General features: G+C 45.5%; 21 protein-coding genes and 2 tRNA genes. 7 read left to right on the forward strand and 16 right to left on the reverse strand.

The window, feature by feature from the left end; genetic code table 11:
* Positions 1 to 162 precede the first annotated feature (162 nt).
* Positions 163 to 876 (forward strand): hypothetical protein, encoded by a 714-nt coding sequence (locus ICN40_RS02035; protein WP_216241768.1) that lies wholly within the window; start codon positions 163 to 165, stop codon positions 874 to 876.
* Here ICN40_RS02035 and ICN40_RS02040 read toward each other — a convergent pair.
* Complete coding sequence (locus ICN40_RS02040; protein WP_216241771.1) at positions 873 to 2,081, reverse strand: tyrosine-type recombinase/integrase; 1,209 nt, start codon at positions 2,079 to 2,081, stop codon at positions 873 to 875. The genes ICN40_RS02035 and ICN40_RS02040 overlap by 4 nt on opposite strands.
* 243 nt (positions 2,082 to 2,324) lie before the next feature.
* Positions 2,325 to 2,735 carry a MarR family winged helix-turn-helix transcriptional regulator gene (locus ICN40_RS02045; RefSeq protein ID WP_076023104.1) on the reverse strand — a complete coding sequence of 137 codons (411 nt, stop codon included), beginning with the start codon at positions 2,733 to 2,735 and terminating at the stop codon, positions 2,325 to 2,327.
* A gap of 78 nt (positions 2,736 to 2,813) precedes the next feature.
* Here ICN40_RS02045 and ICN40_RS02050 point away from each other — a divergent pair, with 78 nt between their 5' ends.
* The 3 genes from ICN40_RS02050 to ICN40_RS02060 all read left to right on the forward strand — a co-directional run bounded on the left by ICN40_RS02050 (position 2,814) and on the right by ICN40_RS02060 (position 6,783).
* Positions 2,814 to 4,577: a chloride channel protein gene (locus ICN40_RS02050; RefSeq protein ID WP_216241773.1), complete on the forward strand. Its 1,764-nt coding sequence runs from the start codon at positions 2,814 to 2,816 to the stop codon at positions 4,575 to 4,577.
* Between the two features lie 26 nt (positions 4,578 to 4,603).
* Positions 4,604 to 5,032, forward strand: coding sequence for a PAS domain-containing protein (locus tag ICN40_RS02055; protein WP_076023102.1), 429 nt, complete (start codon positions 4,604 to 4,606; stop codon positions 5,030 to 5,032).
* A gap of 590 nt (positions 5,033 to 5,622) precedes the next feature.
* Positions 5,623 to 6,783: an HPP family protein gene (locus tag ICN40_RS02060; RefSeq protein ID WP_216241774.1), complete on the forward strand. Its 1,161-nt coding sequence runs from the start codon at positions 5,623 to 5,625 to the stop codon at positions 6,781 to 6,783.
* Between the two features lie 645 nt (positions 6,784 to 7,428).
* Here the strand turns inward: ICN40_RS02060 and ICN40_RS02065 are convergent.
* Positions 7,429 to 7,505: transfer RNA gene (locus tag ICN40_RS02065), tRNA-Arg, on the reverse strand.
* A gap of 39 nt (positions 7,506 to 7,544) precedes the next feature.
* Positions 7,545 to 7,621 (reverse strand) — tRNA-Pro (locus ICN40_RS02070).
* Between the two features lie 61 nt (positions 7,622 to 7,682).
* On the opposite strand from ICN40_RS02070, the gene ICN40_RS02075 reads away from it, so the two are divergent.
* Positions 7,683 to 8,051, forward strand: coding sequence for a hypothetical protein (locus tag ICN40_RS02075; protein WP_215271596.1), 369 nt, complete (start codon positions 7,683 to 7,685; stop codon positions 8,049 to 8,051).
* Positions 8,052 to 8,128: 77 nt separating this feature from the next.
* On the forward strand, positions 8,129 to 10,192 hold the full coding sequence (locus ICN40_RS02080; RefSeq protein ID WP_215271597.1) for a TonB-dependent receptor: 2,064 nt from the start codon (positions 8,129 to 8,131) through the stop codon (positions 10,190 to 10,192).
* Here ICN40_RS02080 and ICN40_RS02085 read toward each other — a convergent pair.
* The 7 genes from ICN40_RS02085 to ICN40_RS02115 all read right to left on the reverse strand — a co-directional run bounded on the left by ICN40_RS02085 (position 10,189) and on the right by ICN40_RS02115 (position 17,161).
* A complete protein-coding gene (locus ICN40_RS02085; RefSeq protein WP_216155941.1) occupies positions 10,189 to 10,713 on the reverse strand; it encodes a chromate transporter in 525 nt (174 codons plus the stop codon). The two genes, ICN40_RS02080 and ICN40_RS02085, sit on opposite strands and share 4 nt — an antisense overlap.
* Entirely contained in the window at positions 10,710 to 11,276 is a 567-nt protein-coding gene (locus ICN40_RS02090) for a chromate transporter (RefSeq protein WP_216241776.1), read from the reverse strand. Before ICN40_RS02090 ends, ICN40_RS02085 begins: the two co-directional genes overlap by 4 nt.
* On the reverse strand, positions 11,273 to 12,133 hold the full coding sequence (locus ICN40_RS02095; protein WP_216241778.1) for a hypothetical protein: 861 nt from the start codon (positions 12,131 to 12,133) through the stop codon (positions 11,273 to 11,275). The genes ICN40_RS02090 and ICN40_RS02095 overlap by 4 nt, the downstream gene beginning before the upstream one ends.
* Positions 12,134 to 12,200: 67 nt before the next feature.
* A complete protein-coding gene (gene glmM / locus ICN40_RS02100; RefSeq protein WP_216241780.1) occupies positions 12,201 to 13,544 on the reverse strand; it encodes a phosphoglucosamine mutase in 1,344 nt (447 codons plus the stop codon).
* Between the two features lie 29 nt (positions 13,545 to 13,573).
* Positions 13,574 to 14,413 (reverse strand): dihydropteroate synthase, encoded by an 840-nt coding sequence (gene folP / locus ICN40_RS02105; RefSeq protein WP_216241782.1) that lies wholly within the window; start codon positions 14,411 to 14,413, stop codon positions 13,574 to 13,576.
* 49 nt (positions 14,414 to 14,462) lie between these two features.
* Positions 14,463 to 16,340: an ATP-dependent zinc metalloprotease FtsH gene (gene ftsH, locus ICN40_RS02110; RefSeq protein ID WP_215356826.1), complete on the reverse strand. Its 1,878-nt coding sequence runs from the start codon at positions 16,338 to 16,340 to the stop codon at positions 14,463 to 14,465.
* A 146-nt stretch (positions 16,341 to 16,486) separates the two neighbouring features.
* The gene (locus ICN40_RS02115; protein WP_072582460.1) at positions 16,487 to 17,161 is read right to left on the reverse strand and encodes an RlmE family RNA methyltransferase; all 675 of its coding nucleotides are present in this window, start codon (positions 17,159 to 17,161) and stop codon (positions 16,487 to 16,489) included.
* Positions 17,162 to 17,287: 126 nt separating this feature from the next.
* Here ICN40_RS02115 and ICN40_RS02120 point away from each other — a divergent pair, with 126 nt between their 5' ends.
* Positions 17,288 to 17,914 carry a YhbY family RNA-binding protein gene (locus tag ICN40_RS02120; protein WP_216241784.1) on the forward strand — a complete coding sequence of 209 codons (627 nt, stop codon included), beginning with the start codon at positions 17,288 to 17,290 and terminating at the stop codon, positions 17,912 to 17,914.
* Between the two features lie 28 nt (positions 17,915 to 17,942).
* On the opposite strand, the gene ICN40_RS02125 is transcribed toward ICN40_RS02120, so the two are convergent.
* The 5 genes from ICN40_RS02125 to ICN40_RS02145 form a co-directional block, all read right to left on the reverse strand.
* On the reverse strand, positions 17,943 to 18,416 hold the full coding sequence (locus tag ICN40_RS02125; protein ID WP_216241786.1) for a DUF4149 domain-containing protein: 474 nt from the start codon (positions 18,414 to 18,416) through the stop codon (positions 17,943 to 17,945).
* Positions 18,416 to 18,892: a transcription elongation factor GreA gene (gene greA, locus ICN40_RS02130; RefSeq protein ID WP_072582463.1), complete on the reverse strand. Its 477-nt coding sequence runs from the start codon at positions 18,890 to 18,892 to the stop codon at positions 18,416 to 18,418. The genes ICN40_RS02125 and greA overlap by 1 nt, the downstream gene beginning before the upstream one ends.
* A gap of 58 nt (positions 18,893 to 18,950) precedes the next feature.
* A complete protein-coding gene (gene carB, locus ICN40_RS02135) occupies positions 18,951 to 22,214 on the reverse strand; it encodes a carbamoyl-phosphate synthase large subunit (RefSeq protein WP_216241787.1) in 3,264 nt (1,087 codons plus the stop codon).
* The gene (gene carA, locus ICN40_RS02140; protein ID WP_216241788.1) at positions 22,214 to 23,398 is read right to left on the reverse strand and encodes a glutamine-hydrolyzing carbamoyl-phosphate synthase small subunit; all 1,185 of its coding nucleotides are present in this window, start codon (positions 23,396 to 23,398) and stop codon (positions 22,214 to 22,216) included. The genes carB and carA overlap by 1 nt, the downstream gene beginning before the upstream one ends.
* A 244-nt stretch (positions 23,399 to 23,642) precedes the next feature.
* The gene (locus tag ICN40_RS02145) at positions 23,643 to 25,526 is read right to left on the reverse strand and encodes a propionate--CoA ligase (protein WP_216241791.1); all 1,884 of its coding nucleotides are present in this window, start codon (positions 25,524 to 25,526) and stop codon (positions 23,643 to 23,645) included.
* Between the last annotated feature and the right edge of the window lie 10 nt (positions 25,527 to 25,536).

The raw sequence follows: 25,536 nt of genomic DNA on the forward strand, positions 1-25,536 counted from the left end.
TTGAGCATATTGCATGCAAAGTCCAGCAACTTAATGGCCGATAAATAATCACCTCTAACCAAGCCTACTTCAAAGAGATGGCATAAGCCATTGTTCATTATTTGACAGAGGTTTAGGACTGATCACCCGCCTCTGCTTTTACCCAATTAGAAAGGAAATACCATGAGCTTCGCACTCAAATATGCACCTAAGACTCTCGATGAAGTTGTTCTAGGTAGCATTACTCTCAAAAACAAGCTAGCTGAATACATTAATGGGCGAGACTTAAAGCCTTTAATACTTCATGGCGGGGTTGGCACTGGCAAAACCACCATCGCCAATCTATTACCCGATGCCATTGAAGGAAGGCCTGCTGAAATCACCCGCCTAAAGGCAGTGGAATTTGGATCCTTTAGCGATGTCACCGAGGTCTTTGGTGGTCCGCCGATGTTTTACAAACTCTTCACCACCAATGATCAAAAGCGTAGTTACATTGTTTCTAATGAAATCAACTTCACCCAAAAAGCAGCCATTGCCTTTAGGGATATTGTTGATGACATGATCAGTCATACCCAGTTCATCTTTACAACGAACTACATTGACCAAGTGGATATTGCCTTACGCGATCGTAGCAGCTGCCTGGTAGTACCTCCAGTAACAGCAAAAGACTGGTTACCCAGAGCGCAGTGGATCTTGCAGCAAGAAGGCATTGCCCTGTCCGACGATCAGCTACTCAAAGTCCTATCAGCGCAATTGCAGGTGAGTTCTAGCAATCGTAAGTTATTGGAGCGTCTTGAAGACTTTGTTAGATCGGTACGCAATCCTCCAAGCAATCCTGGTGGAGTAATTGTAGAAGTACCAACGCCTGAGCCAATTAACCCGCTCATGGCAGCTTAAGCTAACTTGGCGGCCGCCATCATAGGAGTGAGCTTTGAGTAATGTTTTTCAATCATTAAAGTCGAAGTACCCATTTGCCTAGCTAAGGTATGTATATCAATACCTTCAGCTAGAGCAAAGGTTGCATAAGTATGGCGTAGGCTATACAGGGTTCTGTTTTTACCAGTAGCATCCTTTAATAAATTAGATTCAATCATTAGCCGCTCAAAGACATCATCTAGACTATGCGGAGCATCCCCTTCTGGAAATACAAATACTTTCTTATCCAATTTGGCCTCAATCACAGCCTCTAGGTTCTTATAAGGTAGCTTTTGCCAAGCAATTAAGCGCTCTAAAGCCTCAATCACAAAATGCCTTGCTATTAGGTATCTAGGCCCCGTTTTGCCTGATACCCAAATTCTTAGGTAACGCTGCTCCCCAATCCAATGCCACTGCAGGGCCTTCCAGCGAATTGGCATACTCTCCGTTCCTTGTCTAATGCCTGTTCCTAACAAGAACTCCACATACACACGGCACAACCTTCTCATATGGTTACTGCGTTGATTGCGGCCAAAACGCTCCCAGTCCCGCATGTATTCCAATAGGTAATTGACTTCTTGTTGATTAAAGGCTGGCCTGATTTCTGCCCTATCGGCAGCGACATCTAATAATGGAATGGGTCGATGTCGATGGATTAGACCTTGCTCCCTTGCCCTTTCAATTACTCGCTTATAAAGCCCCGCATGGCGCCTTTGGGTATAGGTCTTGGGATTCTTACCCATCTTGGATGTGCGCCAGGCCACATAGTCATCTACTAGCTCTTGGGTAATCTCATTAATTTGGTAATTGCCAAAGAATGGAATCAAGTACTTGGTATAGATATGAATATAGTCCGCATGAGTACGTTTATTAGGATTGGCTTGGACCACTCGCGCAGCAGCAGCTAGTTCTTGCGCGGCTAGCTGGCGAAAGGTTCGTGTCTTAATGGCTAGATCGCTGGCTAGCTTGACCTTAACGGTTTCATATATGGCAATTGCTTGGGTGGTGGCTTCAGCTACTTGATCAGATCCAGTACTGGCGGAATGCCAAGAGCCAGTAGACAGCTTAAAACGGCATTGCCATTGGTGACTATTAGGTCTCTTATAGAGAGTGACGGCGCCATCAAGGAGTTTGACGGGCTCTTCATCAGTGGTGGCGGTGGAAAATAACAGGGATAAATTATTCATTACAAGTGTCTCGAAACACGACACTTGTTAGCTTAATTTCAGATTTACGTTTGGGCGACCTGAATTATTTACGGTCCGTTATACCTGACACTTCGGGATCAGGGCTGTGATGGACTGTTGCTTATCACACAGCAGACCTTCACCTAAATTGAGTATTGCAGGCAGAGATCGACCCATAAGCGGCCATAGCCTTAATGGAAAACAATCAAAAGAGTTAAATGAAACGCTCGAGGTTTCCTGATGTCATCCATCCTCATTATTGAAGGCTGTAATTTGCGCTACCTGAAAAACATTCTTCAAAGAACCTAATTCAGCCTCGTGCAATGATACTAAACGCTTAAGTCGATGTTCACCCTCGGGCAGTAGATGCACCTCTACTTGGCGGCGGTCTACGTCACTCTTTCTTCGCTCTACCAATTTAAGGCCCTCGCATCTTGTAAGCAAGGCAACGGTGCCGTGATGCTTAATCTGCAACCTTTCGGCAATCTCCCCCACCGTTGCCCAGTCACGCCCAGGAAAACCTCTAACGTGCAAAAGTAATAAGTACTGTAGAGGGGTTAAACCCTCCGATTTAACAGCCTCTTCGCTGAAATGAAGAAACCTTCTTAACTGATAGCGAAACTCTGATAGCGCTTCATACTTAAATTTTTTCATAGTTTAAGAATAGCCTATCTCGCCCCTAAATTATTACATCATATTATGATATAATTGAAAGAATCTTAAGGGGCAAGAGTGCGAAATCAACCAAAATTATTGAATCAACGAATACTGTGGATTAGCGGTTTGTGTATCGTTTTGGGGGTTGTGTCGGCATTTACAGCGCATGCTCTTATTGAATTAATTGGATTAATAACTAATATCACTTTTTATGGGCGACTCAGCACATCATTTATTAGTCCCGCAGCCAATCATCTAGGGTTATGGGTGATTCCCATACCAATGATTGGAGGGTTAATTGTTGGCGGTATGGCAAGGTGGGGCTCTAAAGCTATTCGCGGTCACGGCATCCCTGAAGCGATGGAACAAGTTCTACGCAATGAAAGCCGAATTCCCGCCCGCATTACTTGGCTTAAACCACTCTCTTCCGCCATTGCAATTGGCACTGGTGGTCCATTTGGCGCAGAAGGCCCGATTATTGCCACAGGTGGAGCGCTAGGGTCTGTATTGGGTCAACTAATTCACGTTACAGCTGATGAGCGCAAGGTATTGTTAGCTGCTGGTGCAGCAGCAGGAATGGCTGCAATATTTGCAGCGCCCGTTTCTGCAGTGCTGCTAGCAATAGAGTTACTTCTCTTTGAGCGCCGCGCTCGCTCACTTGTACCAGTTGCATTGGCCACAGTAACCGCAACTAGTATCCGCTACCAACTGGAAGGTGATGGTGCAATATTTGCCATGTCCAATTTTGCCATCCCTGGTATTGGGGCAATTATTGCGTACACCATTCTGGGTGGCTTAATTGGCTTGATTAGTATTTGGATTAGTAAATCCATTTACAGCATTGAAGATATTTTCGAGAAACTACCTATCCACTGGATGTGGTGGCCCGCATTAGGCGGTCTTGCAGTTGGCATTATTGGCTATATTAATCCCCATACGCTTGGTGTTGGCTATGAAAATATTGCCTCCATACTTAATGGGCAATTAGCAATAGATGCACTAATTACCCTCTGTTTTCTAAAATTGATTTCTTGGTCTATTGCCCTGGGAAGCGGGACATCCGGCGGTACACTAGCACCCCTCTTTACAATTGGAAGTGCCTTGGGTGCAATCTATGGCTTAGCCATTGTCCATTGGCTACCTTGGCTTAATTTAGATCCTCGCATCGCCGCTTTGGTTGGAATGGCGGCCCTATTTGCCGGCGCCTCTCGCGCTCTACTTGCATCCGTTGTATTTGCATTTGAAACTACTTTGCAGCCCCATGGCTTACTTCCTTTGCTTGGAGGCTGTACGGCTGCGTATCTTGTATCGGCGTTAATAATGCGAAATACTATCATGAGCGAAAAATTGATTCGGCGCGGTGTTAGAGTGCCGTCCGAATATAGCGCAGACTACCTTGAGCGAATTACAGCTGGAGAAATCAGCAGTCAAGATGTTATTTCTTTGCAAAGCTCTCAATTGGTTGGCGAAGTGCGGACCTGGCTAGCGCAAGAATCTACAGAAGCACAACACCAAGGGTATCCAGTGTTAAATAAGAGCAATGATGTCGTTGGTGTCGTAACCCGCAAAGACTTAATGAAATCAGCGATCCCTCCAGACGCCTCTATTGGCGATTTGATTGCTCGAAGCCCACTAACAATTCCAGAAAGCCATACCGCAAGAGAGGTTGCTGATCAGATGCTAAAACATGATACAGGCAGGATAATTGTTACAAAAGATACCGACTCAAATTGCATGCTTGGAATTATTACCCGGAGTGATCTCTTGTCGGCTCATTCACAAAGATTAAAAGAAGCAAGCGAGGTTACTCGCCACTTATCACCCAAAAAAGCTATTTAATCAACTAAGCGAAGGATATTGGTCAAATGGACCTACATATCAATTTCAAAGAATTAGTGCATTCTCTTGGCGATGGCATGGTCATTTCTGATGCTCAAGGCACGATTGTATACTGGAACCCAGCAGCCGAGCGTATATTTGGGTTTACGCAATCCGAGGCTCTTGGTCAAAGCTTGGATCTCATCATTCCAGAACGGCTACGGAAACGTCATAACGATGGATATAACCACTCCATGGAAACGAGAACTACCAGCTATGGAGATAAATTGCTTGCTGTGCCAGCTACACATAAATCTGGACGCCCTTTATCGATTGCATTTACGGTATCAATGATTTTTGATGCTGAGAAGAAAACAGTTGGCGTGGCAGCCGTCATTCGAGATGACACCGCTCGATTTTCTGATGAACGAAATTTACGGAAAAGAATACTTGAGTTAGAGGGTGCAAACAAATAATCTCCATCGTCATAAATAAACCGAGCAATCAGGTTACCCTTGCCGATCAAATCGGAAAAATATCAATAGATAGAGTTGTTGATGTCTTCTACAGCCTTGTTCAAACACATCCAACCTTGGCTAAACCATTCTCATCCGTAGATGATTGGCCAAACCACAAAGATAGGATTGCTCATTTTTGGTGGGTAGCATTGGGTGGACAACCACAGAAATCCTACCGATATGATCCTGTCGGGAAGCATTTTTCTGCCGCTTTTAATGCAGAGCTGCTAGAGGACTGGAAGCAACTATTTAGAACGGTTATTAGCTCTCATATTAAAGCTGACTTAGACGAAAAATGATTTTCACGAGTGGAAATGATTGGTGAGAATTTATTAACCCAAAATGATCGCTTAATGGGGAAATAATTAAAAGTAATCTCATAGGTAAACATGCTGCCCATAAAAGTAGGCGCCCAACCAAGACATCATGGGTATGTTGAAATTGGCAATTGCTTTTAAAATAAGCGAGTCCAGGTTGGTCAAAAAAAGTACTAACCAGTAATTTTCACCAATATTGATGAAGCCTACTTATTTAATTTTTTGGAGTTGATGATGAGCTTTAAGCAAATTTTGAAACAAATGGCGCAAAATAAAAACCCACATGTTCCGTGGTCTGAACATTTCCGCTCTGCTATTGGCGGAATCGTTGGCGGTGGGTTCGTTGCCTTTATAGCCAAATTTGCAAGCGAATACACCGAAATTAATGAATGGGCAATGGCCTCCTTGGGGGCAAGCGCACTACTTGTTTTCGTTCTTCCATCCAGTCCAATGGCGCAACCAAAAGCAGTCATTGGCGGGAATATAGTTTCTGCACTTGTAGGCGTTACCTGCGCAATCCTGATACCTGACCCTAGACTTGGTATGCCGATAGCGATTGGCGTATCTATTTTAGGCATGCTTTTTTTCAAGTGCTTACATGCTCCTGCGGCAGCTACAGCACTTAGCGCGATACTAGGACATATCGTTACCTATAGGTTTGCTTTATTTCCAGTGCTGATGGATTCCCTATTGCTTGTACTAGCCGGCATCTTTTATAACCGTATCACAGGAAAACAATACCCCCATACGGAAAAATCTCCTGGCAACATATCCAGCAAATCCCCATCCGCTGAAACAATGAGCTTAATTGAGGATAAGAATGCCATCGCTCAAGTGCTAGCGAAATACAAAGAATTCATTGACATCAATCCAGGGGACTTAGCAAATATTATTCGCGATGTTGAATTACATGCATACCAACAAAAGTTAAAGTCCATTACTTGTTCCGCCATCATGAGCTCTCCAGTCATCTCCGTTGAAATGGCAACCCCTCTGGAGGAGGCTTGGATAAGGATAAGAAAAAATCACATTAAATCACTACCAGTGGTTGATAGAAATGATCGAATAGTTGGAATTATCACCTTAGAACATTTTTTAAAATATGCAGCAGTTGATTTTGATAAAACTTTTGGGCAGCGCCTACAAGGTTTTATGCGCCAGAGTTTTAGCAGGGCCTCAGTCAAGCTATCTGACGCCTACCCAAATGCTGTTGGGCAAGTTATGCAAAAAACTGTTCGAGTTATCAGCACGAATCGCAATCTTCTCGATTTAGTTACGATATTTGAAGGCGATGGCCATCATCACCTTCCAGTTATTGACGAACACCAGAAATTAGCAGGCATGATCACACAGTCAGATTTTGTCAGGGCAATTCATAGCTCGATGGAATAAAAAAGTAGTGGATAAATTAAAAAGCTGGTGCTCAAAAATTTATGAGGCACCCAAGCACCGCCAATTACCCAGTTTTGAGCGTTCGCATTACAACAAATACCCGCCTTAAGAGCCACCCGACCGTCACGTAACCGGACACCCCCGAGTCGGGCTGAACCGACACTCGATCGTCAGGGTCTTGATAGGCTGTTGCTGATCACAAAGCAGACCCTCGCCTTACTTACCGATGGCAAGCTCAAAACGACCCATAGCAAACACTCAAACGAGTAAAGCGCCCAGAGGTGGTTTAGGTGTTTCTTGGTGGCCCGGGGCGGAATCGAACACCGACATAAGGATTTTCAATACTCTGCTCCATCGGCCGCTATTGGCCGTTCTCTGCCACCCAATCTGCCCTATTTCCGATTTTTCAATGTCCGCATAACCTTTGATAAGAGCCACCTGACCGTCACGTAACCGGACACACTGCAGTCGGGTCAAACCGACACCCGATCATCAGGGTCAAAAATTTCGACTGAGTTGCTGATAGTCAACTGGATCAACTTACGCCCTACCAAAGGTGAGCTCATACGCTAGCCAAGCTAGATCATGATTAATCACAATCGAGCCAATGAAACAGCCTGAGACAACATTAATTTAAGAGATTTGTGGCCTGCCCAGCACGATTCGAACGTGCGACCTACGCCTTAGAAGGGCGTTGCTCTATCCAGCTGAGCTATAGGCAGTATGTGTGTACTGGGACTAAATGGTGAAACTTGAGAAAGTGGTCGGAGTACAAGGATTCGAACCTTGGACCCCCTGCTCCCAAAGCAGGTGCGCTACCAGGCTGCGCTACACTCCGACGGAATCGATATTGTACACCGACATGTTGCTGAGGGCCAAATCCTGTAATATTCAGGCCCATGAGCACCCTTTTTAACGGCAAAGTTAGCAAGCAAACGCGAGCGTTAATCGCTCTTGGCTTTTTGCTATTTAGCCTCTTGGGCACCCAGTATTTAGGCTTTGCACATAGCGTTTCGCATGCCGGCTTCCAGGGCGTTAATTTAGAGTTCAACACTGGCGATCGCACTTCCTTTGGCATATCTCATGCTGCAGCCGATTGCCATTTATTTGATGCCTTAACCCTCGCCAGTTTTATTGCGCCAGATGTTCAATCTTCTATCGGGGTGCTTTCTTATTCAGGCACTTTTACCCCGCTCTTAGTGGTAACGGTTTTCCAGGCTCTTGCCTCACCCTATCAATCTCGAGCTCCCCCCAGCATCACTCTTTAATTACATTGCCCTCGCCTTATTAGCGAATTTATGTGCATTTACCTGTTGAAATAGTTCAATAGTTTTAAGAGTGAAGTATGAAATTTAGAATCCCCTATCAATTGGCTTTATTAAGCGCTTTGGGCGTAAGCCTTCCTTACTCCGCAAGAGCGGAAGATCCGAATGGCGGCTTAGTGATTGAATCGAACGCCATCTCCGAAAATAATCTTATGAGCCCGAGCAAAGTTTTGTCAGGCGATGAGTTGCAAAATAAGCTGGGTAACAACCTGGGCGCCACCCTCTCCAATGAACTGGGGGTTTCTGCAACCGGATTTGGAGCGGGCGCTTCCAGACCAGTCATTCGTGGGCTCGAAGGTGCGCGGGTACAGATTTTAGAAAATGGCCTATCGGTGAGTGACGTATCGAGTATTTCGGCAGATCATGCTACCGCCAACCCCTTACAAAGTACGCGTCAAATTGAAATCCTACGCGGCGCATCTGCATTGATGTATGGGTCTGGCTCGAGCGGCGGCTTGGTCAATGTGATTAATGATCGCATTGCCACCTCCCTCCCAGGGGAGCCAACGGGGTCAGTAAATACGAGCTATGAAACCGTCAATCAAGACAAGACCGCCAGCGCAGTAGTCGATACATCCACCGGACCAATTGCCTTTCATATTGATACCGCCATTAGCAATGCCAATAACTATCAAATCCCTGGCTACGCAGAGCAAGGTGGGCCGAATGCTAACTGGGCAATCAGCCCCGGCGTTCCGCAAAATGTGCCCTACTCTAGCAAGCTACCCTTCTCCTTTAATAATGAGAATAACTTAGGGCTGGGCGCTTCTTATATTGGTGATCATGGTTATACCGGGGTCTCACTATTGCGCCTTAATCATGACTATGGCGTTCCTACTGCTGATGGCGGATTTATTAACCAATCGCAAAATCGCTATGATTTGCAGCATGAAACCCGCGATCCTATGGATGGTTTTAGCGCTTTCAAATTCAGCATCTCTAATAGCCATTACATGCACAATGAATTTGATAACAACGGCGTGCCGCAAACTAATTGGGTAAATGATGCAACAGAATTACGCGCGGTACTAGATCATCAATCCTGGATGGGCTGGAAAGGTAGTGTTGGCTTGCAATCCTCTACCGCCAAACTAACGGCAACCGATATCGCTAGTGGCAATGCAGATATCGTTCCGCAAACAGTCACCAATTCCAATGCGCTATTTTGGGTGGAGCAAGGTAATTTTGGTGACTTTAAAAATAGTCTTGGTTTGCGCTACAACTATGTTACCCAGAACCCCAATCAGGCCAGCGTTTACGCCGACTCGATTTCTACTTATAGCCCACCTTCATTAATTAACCGTCAGTTTAATTTGGGCTCCTACTCTTTGGGAACTATTTACGAAGTGACTAAAGGCTATGGACTAGCTGCAGCCTACACCGTTTCACAAAGGGCACCAAGTGCACCCGAGCTTTACGCTTTCGGTCCACACGATGCTACCGCCACATACATAGTGGGTAATTCCAATTTACAAATAGAGACTTCGCACAACATTGAATTGGGTATACAAAAAACGATTGGACTCATCCAAGGTAAAGCCAACATCTATCAAAATCAGTTCAGTAACTACATTTATGGCTTCTACACTGGAAATACAGTCTCTGGTGATGGATATACCAACTATCCAGTAGTAGCCTCCCAACAAGCAAATGCCACCATTAAAGGGGTTGAAGGAGAATTAACCTACAACTGGCAGCAAAATGGCGTTGGCACTCGCCTATTTGGTGACGCCTCTCAAGGGACTTTTAATAGTGGCGGTAATTTACCCCTGCAACCAGCCCCACGCTTAGGGGCTGAAATTGCCCAACAAGTAAATCAATGGAAAATGAATGCTACTTACATCCATGCTTTTGAGCAGACGCGCTTAGCTAGCTTTGAGATTGGCCCCACGCCGAGCTACAACCTACTCAATGCAGGCGTGTCATACACTGAAAGAATTAACAGCATCTCTTGGACAGGCTATCTGCGTCTGACAAACTTATTGAATCAAGATATTCGTTATGCCACAACGCCAGAGACGGTACGCTTATACGCACCCCAACCGGGTCGCAGCGCCATGATTGGGGTTCGAGCTGCTTTTTAAAGGAACTTGGTGATGAGGGTTGCCACCAAACCCGAGCCCAGAATCACAATGACAGGGTTAATTTTGGTACGCAAAATAAGATAGAGGGTAATCAGCGCCAGTCCAGCAGTTAGCGAGCTAACAATCGAAGCCTTGCCAACGGCATAAACACCCGATGCCATGAGTCCGACTGAGATGGGCTCCAAAGCATTTTGGATGGTTCTGCGCCAAGGGCTTTCACCAAAGCGATTCCAAATACGACCAGCATAAAAGCACAAAATACTCGATGGCAAGAAAAATGAGAGCAGAACAACTCCCGCTCCTACTAGGCCAGCAACCTGAAATCCGATCACCAAGACCATCAACATATTAGGGCCTGGTGCAATTTGTCCGATACTATAAATATGTACAAAACGCAGGTGATCAATGCCAAATTGATGAGCTAGTAAGGATTGCATCTCCGGTAATACAGCGGTCCCGCCACCTACCGCCAGGAGTGACAGTAAGCCAAAGCTGAGTGCTAATGAAACTAAATGGTTCATGAGCTAACTCTTGGGCGATAAATATAAATTGCTATCGGAGCCATTATTAATAGGACGATGGGTAGACTTAGCTTTACCAGACTCATCAAAATAAAGGTTGGCACAATAATGAGAAGTGACTTGAGACGCTTCCAGTGCTCGTCACCGATCCGATAAGTAATTGCCGCCAGTAAACCACATGCAGCTGCTGCAACTCCAGACAAAATGATATTTGCTAGTGGGTGATCTGTATTCGTGGTGTATGCAACACCGATAATTAGTACAAATAGAGATCCAGGAAGTATTAGGCCGATGGTTGACACGAAAGCACCTAACATGCCGCGCAAATGATCTCCGGCTAACACCGCTAAGTTCACTGAGTTTAAGCCTGGCATAGTTTGGCTAATTGCAAGATAGCCCATGAATTCATCGGCAGTAAGCCAGCGTCTTTTTTCAATTAAAAGAATGCGTTCATAAGCAATGATTCCTCCACCAAAACTTACTGCGCCGATGAGTAAAAACTGGAAAAAGAGGTCATGTAAACATACTGACAAATCTTCATCAGTTAATTTTGCGGAGCTCATTCAGGCTTTCCATAGATTAATGCCGTTTTTGTACTACCAATTTCTAACCAATCAGCCAATTCAGTTTGAAGCTTTTTAAAAAACTTATCCGCCCTCTTATGAGCCTTGGCTTGTGAGCGATTTTCATCGTTTACGCGATATGAAAAGGCAAGCTCGCCTACAATAGGGTCGCCAGCAGTCCTCATCCAAATGGCAATTTCACAATGCGCTTGCACACCATCTCCAAAAACCAGGTTTCCTAATGGCAAGCAGGCTTCAAGAATCTTATTGGTAGGACCGCCAACAATATGTACGGGAGTTTTTTTATCTATCGAAAGATTTGCCATGCCTGGAAAATACTCACAAATCGCACTAATTGATCTGTCAAATAAACTATCAATTGGAACGGCATCCAAAATTGCATTGTTTGAGAATATTTGACGTTTAGAACCCAAGGCATCGCCACGTAAGATTTCCTCTTTAAAGCGAGCCCTGGATTTTATTTTCTTTTGTGGGGCTGGATTAAATTTGGACGCATGCTCCATGTCATGGGTTCGACACTTGAGGGTGACTTCTGCATAGTCATCAACCCACACGTTTTGTCGTGACTCTCGAACTCGCAAAATAATATTATTTAAACGGAAATCTTCACCGGGAGTATCGTAAAAATAAATATTTCGTAGCCCGGTATTTGCATTATCAAGGTGAAAAAAATCCACCTTACTTTTCTTGCAAAACTTCACAATTTGTTCGCTAAGAAGCAAAATTCTGCCGTGACGATCAAGACCCTTTGGCTTGATGAGTAATTTAAATTCTCTATTGGTAATGGATGGATGCAGCTTCATAAAATAATCCTTTTTTCTTGAGCTTATCACCAACTCGTGAAATTAAATCAGTTCATGAGGTTGTAAGTGGGTAAACCAAGCTCTTAGCGAATTGAGTGGGTTAGGCAGTGCGAACCAAATCAGCAATACTTTTGGCTGCACTCATTGCAATATCAGCATCTTTAGTCTCCACCATAACGCGCAATAAAGGCTCCGTACCGGATGCACGAATCAGAACCCTACCAATGTTTTGGAGATCAGTCTCAACCTTGGTGATTTGGTTTTTTAGTCTTTCGTCGCTCTTCCAGTCGTAACCGGGTTTAAACTTCACATTCAAAAGTACCTGCGGGAATATTTTGACAGCATCCAATAATTGCGCAAGGCTCTTTTTGTTTTGACTCATTGCCGCTAACACTTGAAGTGCCGCAATTGTGCCGTCACCTGTGGAGTGCTGGTCTAAGCAAAGCAGATGACCTGACCCTTCGCCACCAATGATCCAACCATTTTGTTTGAGTAATTCCAAAACATAGCGATCACCTACATTGGCGCGCTCAAAACCGATGCCTAGATCTTTAATAGCGTTTTCAACTGCAAGATTAGTCATTAAAGTGCCTACAGCACCACCAATCTGCTGTCCACGATCCAAGCGATCTTTTGCAAGTACATACAAAAGCTCATCACCATTAAATAAACGACCAGAAGCATCAACCATTTGCAGGCGATCAGCATCACCATCTAGAGCAATACCGAGATCTGCATTCACTTCCTTAACTTTAGCAATTAAAGCTGCCGGTGCCGTTGCTCCGCAACCATCATTGATATTGCGACCATCAGGGCTAACGCCAATTGGGATCACTTCAGCACCTAGCTCATGAAAAACATGGGGAGCTGTGTGATATGCGGCTCCATTAGCGCAATCCACTACAAGTTTCAATCCCTTGAGATTTAACTCACCTGGAAATGTTGATTTACAAAACTCAATATAGCGTCCTGCAGCATCATCTAAGCGAAAGGCTTTACCAAGTTCTTTTGAATTTACACAACCCATAGGTTTTTCTAATTCAGATTCAATGGCAAGCTCAAACTCATCAGACAACTTATCGCCTTTTGCAGAGAAAAACTTGATACCGTTATCTTGATAAGGGTTATGAGAAGCAGAAATCACTAAGCCAGCAGACAAACGCAATGCCTTAGTAAGGTACGCAACGCCAGGGGTTGGAATGGGGCCACAAAGCATGACATCCACCCCTGCAGCTGCAAACCCAGCCTCCAATGCAGCCTCCAACAAATATCCTGATACGCGCGTGTCTTTACCTATAAGAATTTTGCAACGCTCGCCCAGCTTGGCTTCGCGTGTTAATACTTTGCCAGCAGCATAGCCAAGGCGTGTCATAAATTCAGGGACGATAGGAAATTGGCCTACCTCCCCTCGAATGCCATCAGTGCCAAAGTATTGTTTTTTCATGGGTTTCATTATAAAACTTAGATGCGTTACTAAGTATTTATAGCCTCCCAAAGCTTTAGAGCATCAACAGTCTCGGGAACATCATGAACCCGGACAATTTGAGCACCACGATCGGCGGCCATAATTGCTGCGGCAATGCTTGGGGCAAGTCGCTCGTCAGTATCTTTGCCAGTAATTTTGCCAATCATCGATTTACGTGAAATTCCTGCCAATACAGGAAAGCCTAATGTCGAGAAGTCAGCAAAGTGTGTCAGCATATTGAGGTTATGTTCCAAGCTCTTACCAAAACCAAATCCCGGATCAATAGCAATACGGTCACTGCTGATGCCTTTCGAAATTAAAAGCTTCGCTCTATCATTTAGAAACTGCTTGACCTCGGCAATGACGTCCTGATATCCAGGGTTAAATTGCATTGTTAAGGGGTCGCGTTGCATGTGCATTAATACAATGCCACAGTGATGACTTTCCATCACAACCTCTAAAGCCCCTGCTTGTCTGAGGGCCCAAATATCATTTACACAATCTACGCCAGCATGCAACGCTTGGCGCATTGTTTCTGCTTTATAAGTATCTATTGATAAAGGCACACCGCAATCCTTCAGTGCCTCAATGACCGGAAGCACTCTATCCAACTCTTCTTGCAGCTCAACCGGTTCAGCACCAGGACGAGTTGACTCCCCTCCAATATCAATGAGATCAACCCCGTTTTCGATCATTAACTCCGCTTGTGCAATAGCATCTTTAGCGCTTCTGAATTTACCACCATCAAAAAAAGAATCCGGCGTTGCATTCAGAATGCCCATCACAATCGGGCGCTTGCGTTTGGAGAAATCAAAAAGAAAACGCCCACAACGCCAAGTTGTGGGCATCTCTTGAAGGCTTTGATAATGCATCAAAGACTACAGCTAAATAGTGTAATTAAGCGGTAGCTGGAGCGCTGCCAGTAGCAGGGCCAGGAGTACCAGCGGAATTACCAAACTGAGTTGCTGGAGGTGGCTTAGGTGCACGTGGTGGGCGACCTTCCATGATGTCATTGATTTGCTCTGCATCAATAGTTTCCCATTCCAGTAAAGCTGCAACCATCGCTTCAACCTTATCTCGGTTTTGTTCCAAGATCGATCTAGCTAAAGCATACTGACTATCAATCAACGTACGTATTTCAGCATCTACCTTTTGTTGGGTTAGTTCAGAAACTGTTTTGGTGCTGTTGCGACCAAAAATACTTTCTGATTCGGTATCAACATAAACCATGGTGCCCAAGCTATCACTCATGCCATAACGAGTCACCATATCACGGGCCATTTTCGTAGCACGTTCAAAGTCATTGGATGCGCCAGTACTTGAAGAGTGCAAGAACACCTCTTCAGCAGCACGACCACCAAACAAAATAGCCAACTCTTCCATCATGCGATCTTTATACAGGTTCACACGATCAAATTCAGGTAGCTGCCAAGTCACACCCAACGCCATACCTCGCGGCATGATAGTGACTTTATGAACAGGGTCGGCCTTAGGTAAAACCTTAGCTACAACAGCATGGCCAGACTCGTGATATGCGGTGTTGCGACGCTCTTCTTCGCGCATCACAGCAGACTTGCGCTCAGGCCCCATATAGATCTTGTCTTTAGCATCCTCAAAGTCTTTCATGTCTACTGCACGTTTATTACGACGTGCCGCAAACAATGCAGATTCATTTACCAAGTTCGCTAAATCTGCTCCTGAGAAACCGGGAGTGCCGCGAGCCAAAACAGCAGCATTAACGTCAGGATCGATTGGAACCTTGCGCATATGTACTTGCAAAATTTGCTCACGACCACGGATGTCTGGCAAACCTACGTGCACTTGTCGATCAAAACGTCCTGGACGCAACAAAGCTTTATCAAGCACATCAGAGCGGTTTGTAGCAGCAACTACGATCACGCCACTATTACTTTCGAAACCATCCATCTCAACCAGCATTTGATTTAGTGTTTGTTCGCGTTCATCATTGCCGCCGCCCATGCCGGCACCGCGATGACGACCAACAGCATCAATCTCATCAATAAAGATGATGCAAGGAGAATTTTTCTTGGCATTTTCAAACATGTCACGAACACGTGATGCACCAACACCAACAAACATCTCCACGAAGTCAGAGCCGGAGATCGAGAAGAATGGCACCTTAGCCTCACCCGCGATGGCGCGAGCCAAAAGAGTCTTACCAGTACCTGGAGGCCCTACAAGCAACACACCATGCGGAATACGACCGCCGAGCTTTTGAAATTTTTGGGGATCTTTTAAGAAATCAACAATCTCAAAGACCTCCTCTTTGGCTTCATCGCAACCTGCAACGTCGGCAAAGGTAACCGTATTGCTATTCTCATCAATCAAGCGCGCTTTAGATTTGCCAAAGGAGAATGCACCGCCCTTACCGCCACCTTGCATTTGGCGCATCATGAAAAACCAAAAGCCAATAATTAATAAGGTAGGGCCAAGATAGTACAAAGCAGAAACCAACATATTCGGTTCGTCATCAGCTTTGCCGGTAACTTGAACTCCATATTTCATGAGGTCACCAACCATCCAGATATCACCTGGAGAGATGATGGAGTATTTAGTGCCGTCAGCAGGCGTCACTTGTAATGTGCGACCTTGTACATCTACGCGCTTTACTTTGCCGGCCTTAGCGTCATCCATGAATTGGGAATACGTCACCTGAGTTTGGTCCTTAGGCTTATCAAACTGTTTAAAAACAGTGAAAAGCACCAAGCCCACAATGAGCCACACGCCGATTTTTTGGAACATATTGCTGTTCAAAATGAGTCCTTTTCTGGAGTGAACCAGGAGTTAAAGCGATTTGCTTCCTAAGTATTTGATTCTACTACCACCCTTTTTCAAGAGCTAATGGCATATATATTTGATAAAACCCTATAAAAACGGGGGTATTAGCCAGTGTTTAGAGCCTATTTAGGAGGTTTAAGGTTTCTACCCAAAAGGAAGATCTCAGAAGACTTTGCTCTAGATGCTTTAGGTTTGCGGGAGGCAACCGTTTTGAAGACCTTTTTAAAGGATTCCACTATTTGGCTATAGCCACTACCGTTAAAACATTTAATTAAAAGCGCACCTTCAGGCTTCAGATGAGCGGTAGCGAAGTCTAGGGCTATCTCTGCTAAAAAAGCCATTCTGGCTGCATCAGCAACACCAACCCCAGAAAGATTTGGCGCCATGTCCGATAGAACTAAATCGACTTTGCCTTCGGCACTCTTCGGTAAAAGCGCCTCTAAAGCAGCCAGCCCCTCTTCCTCCCTAAAATCACCCTGAATAAAGCTTACGTCAGCTATATCTTCCATTGGCAAAATATCGATGGCAATAATCTGACCATCTGGCTTGCCTGACTCAATTTTGGGATTGCTTTTACCAAGCTCAGTGAGGCGATTGCGGACGTACTGAGACCAACTCCCGGGAGCGCTCCCTAAGTCCACAATAGTCATACCTGCCTTGATAAGATGATCTTGCTCGTCAATTTCACTGAGCTTATAAACCGCTCTAGCGCGGTAGCCCTCTTTTTGAGCCATCTTCACATAGGGATCGGATAGATGATCCTGCAACCAACTTTTATTAAATTTATTCTTTGCCAAAACTTACCTACTTTCGCCGTCTATTTTCCTAGTTTCTGAGCTCTAAAGCAAAAGGAATCGATCAAAATACAGGCAAATTCAAGCTAAAAGGGCAATTTAGACCCTCAATGCTCTATCATCAACACCATGACTGCACTCACTATTACCCCTGTACAACGTAAATCCCTCAAAGCTGACGCTCACGACCTAAGTCCTGTTGTCATGATTGGTGGCGATGGCTTAACACCTGCTGTAATCAAAGAAGCTAAATTAGCCATCAATCATCACGGATTAATCAAGATCCGTGTTTTTGGTGATGAGCGTGAGGCACGTATTGCTATGTATGAAGAGCTTTGCGACAAACTTGATGCTGCTCCAGTTCAACATATCGGCAAGTTACTTGTGTTGTGGAAACCAAAAGATATGGTGGATGAGGCTTTTAGTAATCTAGGTAGATCAAGTAAGCAAACTAAAAAATCTTTGCAGGCTCCTCGTACGAAACGCCAGCCAAATCGTGCTCCAGCAAAAGCCGGTGTCCGCACGAGTACCTCTGAAAGATCGGATCGTCGCTCTGCTTCAAATGCAGCCCCCTTTGCACGTGCTGCCGCAGTCAAATCGGCAACACCTAAGAAACGTGTTTTGCGCTCTGAAGCGGCTGAGTCAAAAATTGGCTGGTCTTCTCCCGGCTACAGAAAAGCGGTTGCTGCGCCAGCACCGATTAAGAAGCGTAAAGTCAGAATGAGCAGCACTAAGAAAAAGTCACTTGGCTCTTAATTCAAGCAAGTGAAATGCAAAAACGCCGCTAGTCGGCGTTTTTTGTTGCCCGCCAAACCAAGGCTAGGCCAAGTGCCGCTTGAATCATAAAGATTGCACTAGAAACACCATGGAGGCGTGAAAATAATGTGGCATTAGTGGACTCGCGAACTGACAAGCCTAAATAGAGCGCTTGATCCCTCAACGAATCCATCCAAGGAATAATGATGAATGCTGCAGCAACAGTGCATGCGAGCATTCCCAATAAGATCCAACGAACGATGCGGTAACGGTCGCCACCCCGTCTTACTAGGTGATTTGCCATCACCATTAGAAATGCGCTTAAGGCGACACCGATATAGGCAGTGGTTTTGAAGAGATTTGCTGCAATCATACCGGCAACCTGTCTGTCTCCCAAACTAGAGAACAAAACAGGCACCACTAGAAATCCAATGGCGATGAAACTACCAACCCAAAGACCTGATATCAGGCTAAATATTCTTTGGGTGCGGATGTGGCGCATTAGACGTAACGCACAGCCAAGATTTCAACTTCGCGATTGCCACCTGGGGCTTGTACAGCAACAACGTCACCCTCTTCTTTACCTATTAATGCACGAGCTATCGGTGAGCTGATGGAGATTTTCTTAACGGCAATATCCGCCTCATCATCTCCAACGATTTGATAGGTGAGCTTAGTGCCATCTTCTAAATCCTCAAGATCAACAGTAGCACCAAATACTATGCGGCCAGCAACATCCAAAGTAGCAGGGTCAATAATTTGAGCTGCCGATAACTTGCCTTCTAATTCTTGAATGCGGCCTTCAATGAAGCCCTGCTTCTCTTTAGCAGCATCGTATTCAGCATTCTCAGAGAGATCACCTTGAGCGCGAGCCTCGGAGATGGCATTGATAACAGAAGGACGTTCAACATGTTTAAGACGGTGCAGCTCCTCTTTGAGAAGTTCTGCACCGCGCTTAGTAATCGGAATTGTGCTCATGAAACTAACCTAACTTAAATTCTTGCGCAAAATCGCGCGTATAAAAGTTAATTTTAGATTAAATGAGCTCCCGATGTAAGTTTTGCAAGGAATAAACCTCGAGGGAGTCGAGTCGGCCATTTTCAGAGGCCAACAAACCATCCATCACCGCTCGTGCGGCACTGATGGTTGTGTAATACGTAACACCATTAGCCTGAGCGCTGGTTCGAATCGATCTAGAGTCAGCAATCGCCGTCCGGGTTTCATCCACAGTAGTAAAGACAAGCGAAATCTCACCATTCTTAATGAAATCCACAATATGGGGGCGTCCATCCTTTACTTTGTTGACTACTTTTACGGGTAAGCCAGCCGCTTCAATTGCTGCCGCAGTACCTTTAGTGGCAACCATCGGGAAGCCCAGTTGATGTAACAACTTAGCGACTTCAATTGCTTTTGGCTTGTCGCTATCTTTGACGGTCAAAAGAACTGTTCCGCTCTTCGGTAATTTGATGCCAGCGCCCAACTGTGACTTAAATAAAGCCTCGCCAAAGGTCTTGCCAACACCCATCACTTCGCCAGTGGAGCGCATTTCTGGTCCGAGAATTGGATCAATGCCTGGGAATTTATTAAATGGAAATACAGCCTCCTTAACTGAGAAGTATGGCGGCTTCACTTCAGCCTTAATACCCTGCTGCTCTAGAGTCTGACCAACCATACAACGTGCAGCAATCTTCGCCAGCTGCAAACCAGTGGCTTTTGATACAAACGGTACGGTGCGTGAGGCGCGCGGATTTACTTCCAAGACATAAATGACGTCTTTGCCATCTACATTCTGAATCGCAAACTGGACGTTCATTAAGCCAACTACATTCAGACCTTTAGCCATCGCCGCAGTCTGACGCTTAATCTCTTCTACCGTTGCATCGGATAACGAATATGGAGGCAACGAGCAGGCAGAATCACCCGAGTGAACACCGGCTTGCTCGATATGTTCCATGACGCCACCAATAAATACAGCTGTACCATCACTGATGCAATCGACGTCACATTCGATAGCATCATTCAAGAAGCGATCTAGCAGCACAGGAGAGTCATGGGATACCTTAACGGCTTCACGCATGTAACGCTCAAGGTCGCGACCATCATGAACGATTTCCATTGCACGACCACCCAAGACATAGGAAGGACGAACCACTAATGGATAACCAATTTCCTCGGCAAGCTTGAGAGCCTCTTCTTCAGTACGCGCTGTACGGTTAGGTGGCTGACGCAATCCGAGATCCTGTAGTAGCTTCTGGAAGCGTTCGCGATCTTCTGCTGCATCAATCATATCTGGTGAAGTGCCGATAATTGGAACACCATTGCGCTCAAGATCTAAAGCCAATTTCAAAGGAGTTTGACCGCCGTATTGAACAATGACGCCCTTTGGTTTTTCTTTAGCAACAATCTCCAATACATCTTCAAGAGTTAGAGGCTCAAAGTACAGGCGATCTGAGGTGTCGTAGTCAGTCGATACGGTTTCAGGGTTGCAGTTAACCATGATAGTTTCGTAGCCATCATCACGCATTGCTAAAGCAGCATGCACACAGCAATAGTCAAACTCAATTCCTTGACCGATTCGATTAGGGCCGCCGCCCAAAACCATGATCTTTTCTTTATTGGTCGGCTGTGACTCGCACTCACCATGCTCTGCTTCATAGGTTGAATACAAATAAGCAGTGTTAGTCGAGAATTCAGCAGCACATGTATCAACACGCTTATAGACTGGAACAACTTTCATTCGATGGCGCGCAGCACGAACGGATGCAGCGTCAACTTTGAGTAACTTTGCTAAGCGGCGATCGGAGAAACCTTTTTGCTTTACAAAGCGTAACTCTGGGGCTGTTAGGCTATCGATCTTGCGCTGCTTAAGCTCAGTCTCAATGGTGATCAGTTCTTCAATTTGCTCCAGGAACCAAGGATCAACTTTCGTTTCACTATAGATCTCATCAAGACCCATACCCATGCGGAATGCGTCTGCCAAATACCAAATGCGATCCGGACCAGGCTCATTGATTTCATTAATGATGTCATCAAGGTCTGTGGATACTTCATCCAAGCCGTCAACACCAACCTCAAGACCGCGGAGCGCTTTTTGGAAAGACTCTTGGAAAGTCCGGCCAATGGCCATGACTTCGCCAACTGACTTCATCTGCGTTGTTAGGCGGGAATCAGCCTGCGGGAACTTTTCAAATGCAAAACGTGGAATCTTGGTAACAACGTAATCGATTGAAGGCTCAAATGATGCTGGTGTAGCGCCGCCAGTAATATCATTCTTGAGTTCATCAAGGGTATAACCCACGGCCAATTTAGCCGCAATCTTTGCAATTGGGAAGCCTGTAGCCTTTGATGCTAAAGCCGAGGAACGGGATACCCTTGGATTCATCTCAATGACGATCATGCGACCATCTACTGGATTAATTGAGAACTGAACGTTAGACCCACCGGTATCAACGCCAATTTCTCTCAGAACCGCAATCGATGCATTACGCATGATTTGATATTCTTTATCCGTCAACGTTTGCGCAGGCGCTACGGTAATTGAGTCACCGGTATGCACACCCATTGGATCCAAGTTTTCAATCGAACAAACGATGATGCAGTTGTCATTGTGATCACGCACGACTTCCATCTCGAATTCTTTCCAGCCCAAGAGAGACTCTTCGATCAAGAGCTCACGTGTTGGCGATAAATCGAGACCACGTTTACAAATTTCTTCAAACTCTTCACGGTTATAGGCAATACCACCACCCGAGCCACCCATGGTGAATGAGGGACGAATGACTACCGGGAAACCTGAGCTGCCAGTTTGCTTCTGAATTTGCTGCTGAACCTCGTGAGCCTCATCCATTGAGTGCGCAATGCCGGACTTTGCAGAGCCTAAGCCAATTTTGGTCATGGCCTCTTTAAACTTTTGACGATCTTCTGCTTTGTCAATGGCTTCTGGTGAAGCGCCAATCAATTCGCAGCCGTATTTCTCTAAAACACCATGACGGTGCAGATCTAACGCGCAGTTAAGTGCAGTCTGACCACCCATGGTTGGCAAAATGGCATCAGGCTTTTCAGTAGCAATTATGCGCTCAACTACTTCCCAAGTAATCGGCTCGATGTATGTAACATCAGCCATCTCTGGATCAGTCATGATGGTTGCAGGATTACTGTTGACCAAAATAACTTTGTAGCCCTCATCACGCAATGCCTTACAAGCTTGCGCTCCAGAGTAGTCAAACTCACAGGCCTGTCCAATGACAATCGGACCAGCTCCAATAATCAGGATGCTCTTAATGTCGCTACGCTTAGGCATTATTTGCCCTCCTTCTTGGCAGCATTCATTAGCTCCACAAAACGATCAAATAAATAGGCAATGTCATGAGGACCTGGTGAGGCCTCAGGATGTCCTTGGAAACACAGTGCTGGCTTGTCATTCCATGCCAAACCTTGTAATGACCCATCAAATAAAGACACGTGGGTTACGCGAATATTGCTTGGTAATGTATTGGCATCAACAGCAAATCCATGGTTTTGAGAAGTGATGGCAACACGACCTGTATCCAAATCTTTCACAGGGTGATTAGCGCCATGGTGGCCAAATTTCATTTTTAATGTCTTGGCGCCTGCTGCAAGACCCATGATTTGATGACCTAAACAGATACCAAAGGTTGGCACACCTTTCTCAATAATTTCTTTTGCGGCAGCAATAGCGTAGTCGCATGGACCAGGATCGCCAGGGCCATTTGAGAAGAACACGCCATCTGGATTCATGGCCAGCACTTCTGCTGCACTAGTTTGCGCAGGCACAACTGTTAATTCACAGCCACGCTCAGTCAGCATGCGCAAGATATTGCGTTTCACACCAAAGTCGTAAGCAACTACCTTTTTGATTGGCTTGCTAGTATCTAATGTTCTATAAGCAGGCTTGCCATTGGGCCCATGAAGATCCCATTCTGCCTCGCGCCACTCATAGGCTTTCTTGGTAGTCACTACCTTTGCAAGATCTAGGCCTGACATGCCAGGAAAAGCTTTAGCAAGCTCAAGAGCCTTCGCTCCCAAAGATTCACAGCTATCGCCTAATTTGCCAGCAACAATAGCGCCGGATTGCGCGCCTTTGTCACGCAGAATTCTGGTGAGCATACGTGTATCTATGCCAGCAATCCCTAAGACACCTGCTTTGGTAAGGTAGTCATCCAAAGAACCCTCTGAGCGGAAATTGGATACGCGTTTTGGAAGATCCTTCACTACCAAGCCTGCTGCATGAATCTGATCTGATTCCGCATCTTGAGTATTTACACCGACATTGCCGATATGCGGATAAGTTAAGGTAACAATTTGGCGTGAGTAGCTGGGATCAGTAATGATCTCTTGATATCCAGTCAATGCGGTATTGAATACGACTTCACCGGTAGTTTCGCCAGGGGCGCCAATGCTAAAACCGGGAAATAATGTGCCGTCGGCTAAGGCCAACACGGCTGGGGGAAAAGAAGGAAGCAAGGGTGACAAACCATCTCCAGTCCCTGCTCCATCCGACGCTCAAAACCCCAAAAAAGACTAGCCCGGGGATATTTTTGCGGGTGGTGAGTGTCTTTAAGCGCTAGGGTATATATTAAGTTTCGAACCTTGCAATCATAACATTTTTGCTCGTAAACCCTTGGATATACAGCCAAATGGGGGCTAGAAGGTAAAAAGCTCCCCTAGCCTAATGGCTGGGAGGGCAATTTATCCAAAAATAGGTGTTTTAAGCCTTAGCGCTTTGCTCAATGATGGTCTTAATTTGAGCTAAAACAGACTGGTCATCCATCGTGCTGATATCACCAGGATCACGCCCTTCGGCTACAGCCTGAAGTGCGCGACGAACAATCTTGCCTGAACGTGTCTTTGGCAACGCAGTAACTATATAAACTCGCCCGGGTCGCGCAATCGCCCCTAAGGTGGTATCGACAGTCTTCATACACTCTGCCTCTAAGGTAGCAGTATTGGAGGCATCTTTTGGAATCACAAAGGCAATTGCGGCTTGCCCCTTTAATTTGTCCTCAATACCAACCACGGCAACTTCTGAAACATTCGGATGGCTAGAAATACTTTCTTCGATTTCGCGAGTACCAAGACGATGTCCAGCTACGTTGATCACGTCATCTGTACGACCCAAGATGAAGAAATAACCATCCTTATCTTTAATGCCCCAGTCAAAGGTGGAGTAAATTAATTTGCCTGGAATTGTTTCCCAATAAGTGCTAACAAAGCGCTTGTCATCACCCCAAACTGTTTGCATACAACCAGGAGGCAATGGGCCTTCAATAGCAATGACGCCCTTTTGATCTGGGCCCAGCTCCTCGGAAGTAGCATCATCAAGCAACTTCATGTTGTAACCAAATGATGGCACGCCTGGCGAGCCAAATTTATGTGGCATGACTTCAACGCCACGCTGAATTGCCAGCATTGGCCAACCTGTTTCTGTCTGCCAATAGTTATCCACGATCGGCTTATTAATTGCACCATGAATCCAACTTGCAGTTGGTTCATCCAAGGGCTCACCCGCCAGGAACAGAGCGCGCAATTTAGAAAGGTCATACTTGGTTAAGAAAGCGGGATCTTGTTTCTTCAGAACGCGAACTGCTGTTGGAGCAGAAAACATGACTGACACTTTGTACTTATCTACTAGCTCCCACCAAATGCCTGCATCAGGACGCAAGGGAGTGCCCTCGTACATGATCGTAGCCATACCAGATAGCAATGGCGCATAAATGATGTAGCTGTGACCAACAACCCAACCAATATCGGATGTGCAGAACATGGTCTCACCAGCATTGCCGGTAAAAATATGTTTCATCGAGGCGGCGAGAGCGACTGCATAGCCGCCTGTATCACGCTGAACACCTTTAGGCTTTCCAGTTGTGCCGGAGGTGTACAAAATATAAGAAGGATGAGTTGCATCAACCCATTCAATAGGCACTACATCATTTAAATGCTTTTGGCGTTCGCTTGCGTAATCTAAATCACGTCCAGCAACGGTGGTGAATTCAGTCAAACCGCGATTCACAATCAAAACCTTTTCAGGTTTGTATTCAGCCAGAGTAATAGCTTCATCAAGCAATGGCTTATAAGGAACTGCTTTGCCACCACGTGCACCTGCTTCTGCAGTAACAATCAGCTTTGGTTTTGCATCATCAATGCGAGATGCCAAGCTGTGGGATGCAAAGCCACCAAATACAACAGAGTGAATGGCGCCAATGCGGGCGCAGGCAAGCATAGCAAAACAAGCTTCAGCAATCATTGGCATGTAAATGAGTACACGATCACCCTTTTTAACGCCCGCTGCTTTGTAAATTGCTGCCATACGATTCACTTCTTCGTATAACTCTTTAAAGGTATATACCTTCTCTTGATTGGTTTCTGTAGAAACCGCAACCAAGGCAATTTGATCTGGACGATCTTTTAAGTGACGATCAACTGCGTTGTAGCAAAGATTCGTTGAGCCACCCTCAAACCATTTAGCAAATGGTGGGTTGTCGTAATTAAGAACTTTGTTAAAAGGTTTTTCCCAATGTATTAACTGCGCTTGCTCACCCCAAAATCCATCCGGGTCTTTAATTGAACGTTCGTGGTGTGCTTTGTAGGACATGGTCAACCTG

Origin of the sequence: Polynucleobacter sp. Fuers-14 (assembly GCF_018882045.1) — a bacterium.
Taxonomy (GTDB): domain Bacteria; phylum Pseudomonadota; class Gammaproteobacteria; order Burkholderiales; family Burkholderiaceae; genus Polynucleobacter.

Coding starts and splice junctions, on each gene's coding strand:
- ICN40_RS02035 (WP_216241768.1), top strand. CDS start 163: ATGAGCTTCGCACTCAAATATGCACCTAAGACTCTCGATGAAGTTGTT.
- ICN40_RS02040 (WP_216241771.1), bottom strand. CDS start 2,081: ATGAATAATTTATCCCTGTTATTTTCCACCGCCACCACTGATGAAGAG.
- ICN40_RS02045 (WP_076023104.1), bottom strand. CDS start 2,735: ATGAAAAAATTTAAGTATGAAGCGCTATCAGAGTTTCGCTATCAGTTA.
- ICN40_RS02055 (WP_076023102.1), top strand. CDS start 4,604: ATGGACCTACATATCAATTTCAAAGAATTAGTGCATTCTCTTGGCGAT.
- ICN40_RS02060 (WP_216241774.1), top strand. CDS start 5,623: ATGATGAGCTTTAAGCAAATTTTGAAACAAATGGCGCAAAATAAAAAC.
- ICN40_RS02075 (WP_215271596.1), top strand. CDS start 7,683: ATGAGCACCCTTTTTAACGGCAAAGTTAGCAAGCAAACGCGAGCGTTA.
- ICN40_RS02080 (WP_215271597.1), top strand. CDS start 8,129: ATGAAATTTAGAATCCCCTATCAATTGGCTTTATTAAGCGCTTTGGGC.
- ICN40_RS02085 (WP_216155941.1), bottom strand. CDS start 10,713: ATGAACCATTTAGTTTCATTAGCACTCAGCTTTGGCTTACTGTCACTC.
- ICN40_RS02090 (WP_216241776.1), bottom strand. CDS start 11,276: ATGAGCTCCGCAAAATTAACTGATGAAGATTTGTCAGTATGTTTACAT.
- glmM (WP_216241780.1), bottom strand. CDS start 13,544: ATGAAAAAACAATACTTTGGCACTGATGGCATTCGAGGGGAGGTAGGC.
- folP (WP_216241782.1), bottom strand. CDS start 14,413: ATGCCCACAACTTGGCGTTGTGGGCGTTTTCTTTTTGATTTCTCCAAA.
- ICN40_RS02120 (WP_216241784.1), top strand. CDS start 17,288: ATGACTGCACTCACTATTACCCCTGTACAACGTAAATCCCTCAAAGCT.
- ICN40_RS02125 (WP_216241786.1), bottom strand. CDS start 18,416: ATGCGCCACATCCGCACCCAAAGAATATTTAGCCTGATATCAGGTCTT.
- greA (WP_072582463.1), bottom strand. CDS start 18,892: ATGAGCACAATTCCGATTACTAAGCGCGGTGCAGAACTTCTCAAAGAG.
- carB (WP_216241787.1), bottom strand. CDS start 22,214: ATGCCTAAGCGTAGCGACATTAAGAGCATCCTGATTATTGGAGCTGGT.
- ICN40_RS02145 (WP_216241791.1), bottom strand. CDS start 25,526: ATGTCCTACAAAGCACACCACGAACGTTCAATTAAAGACCCGGATGGA.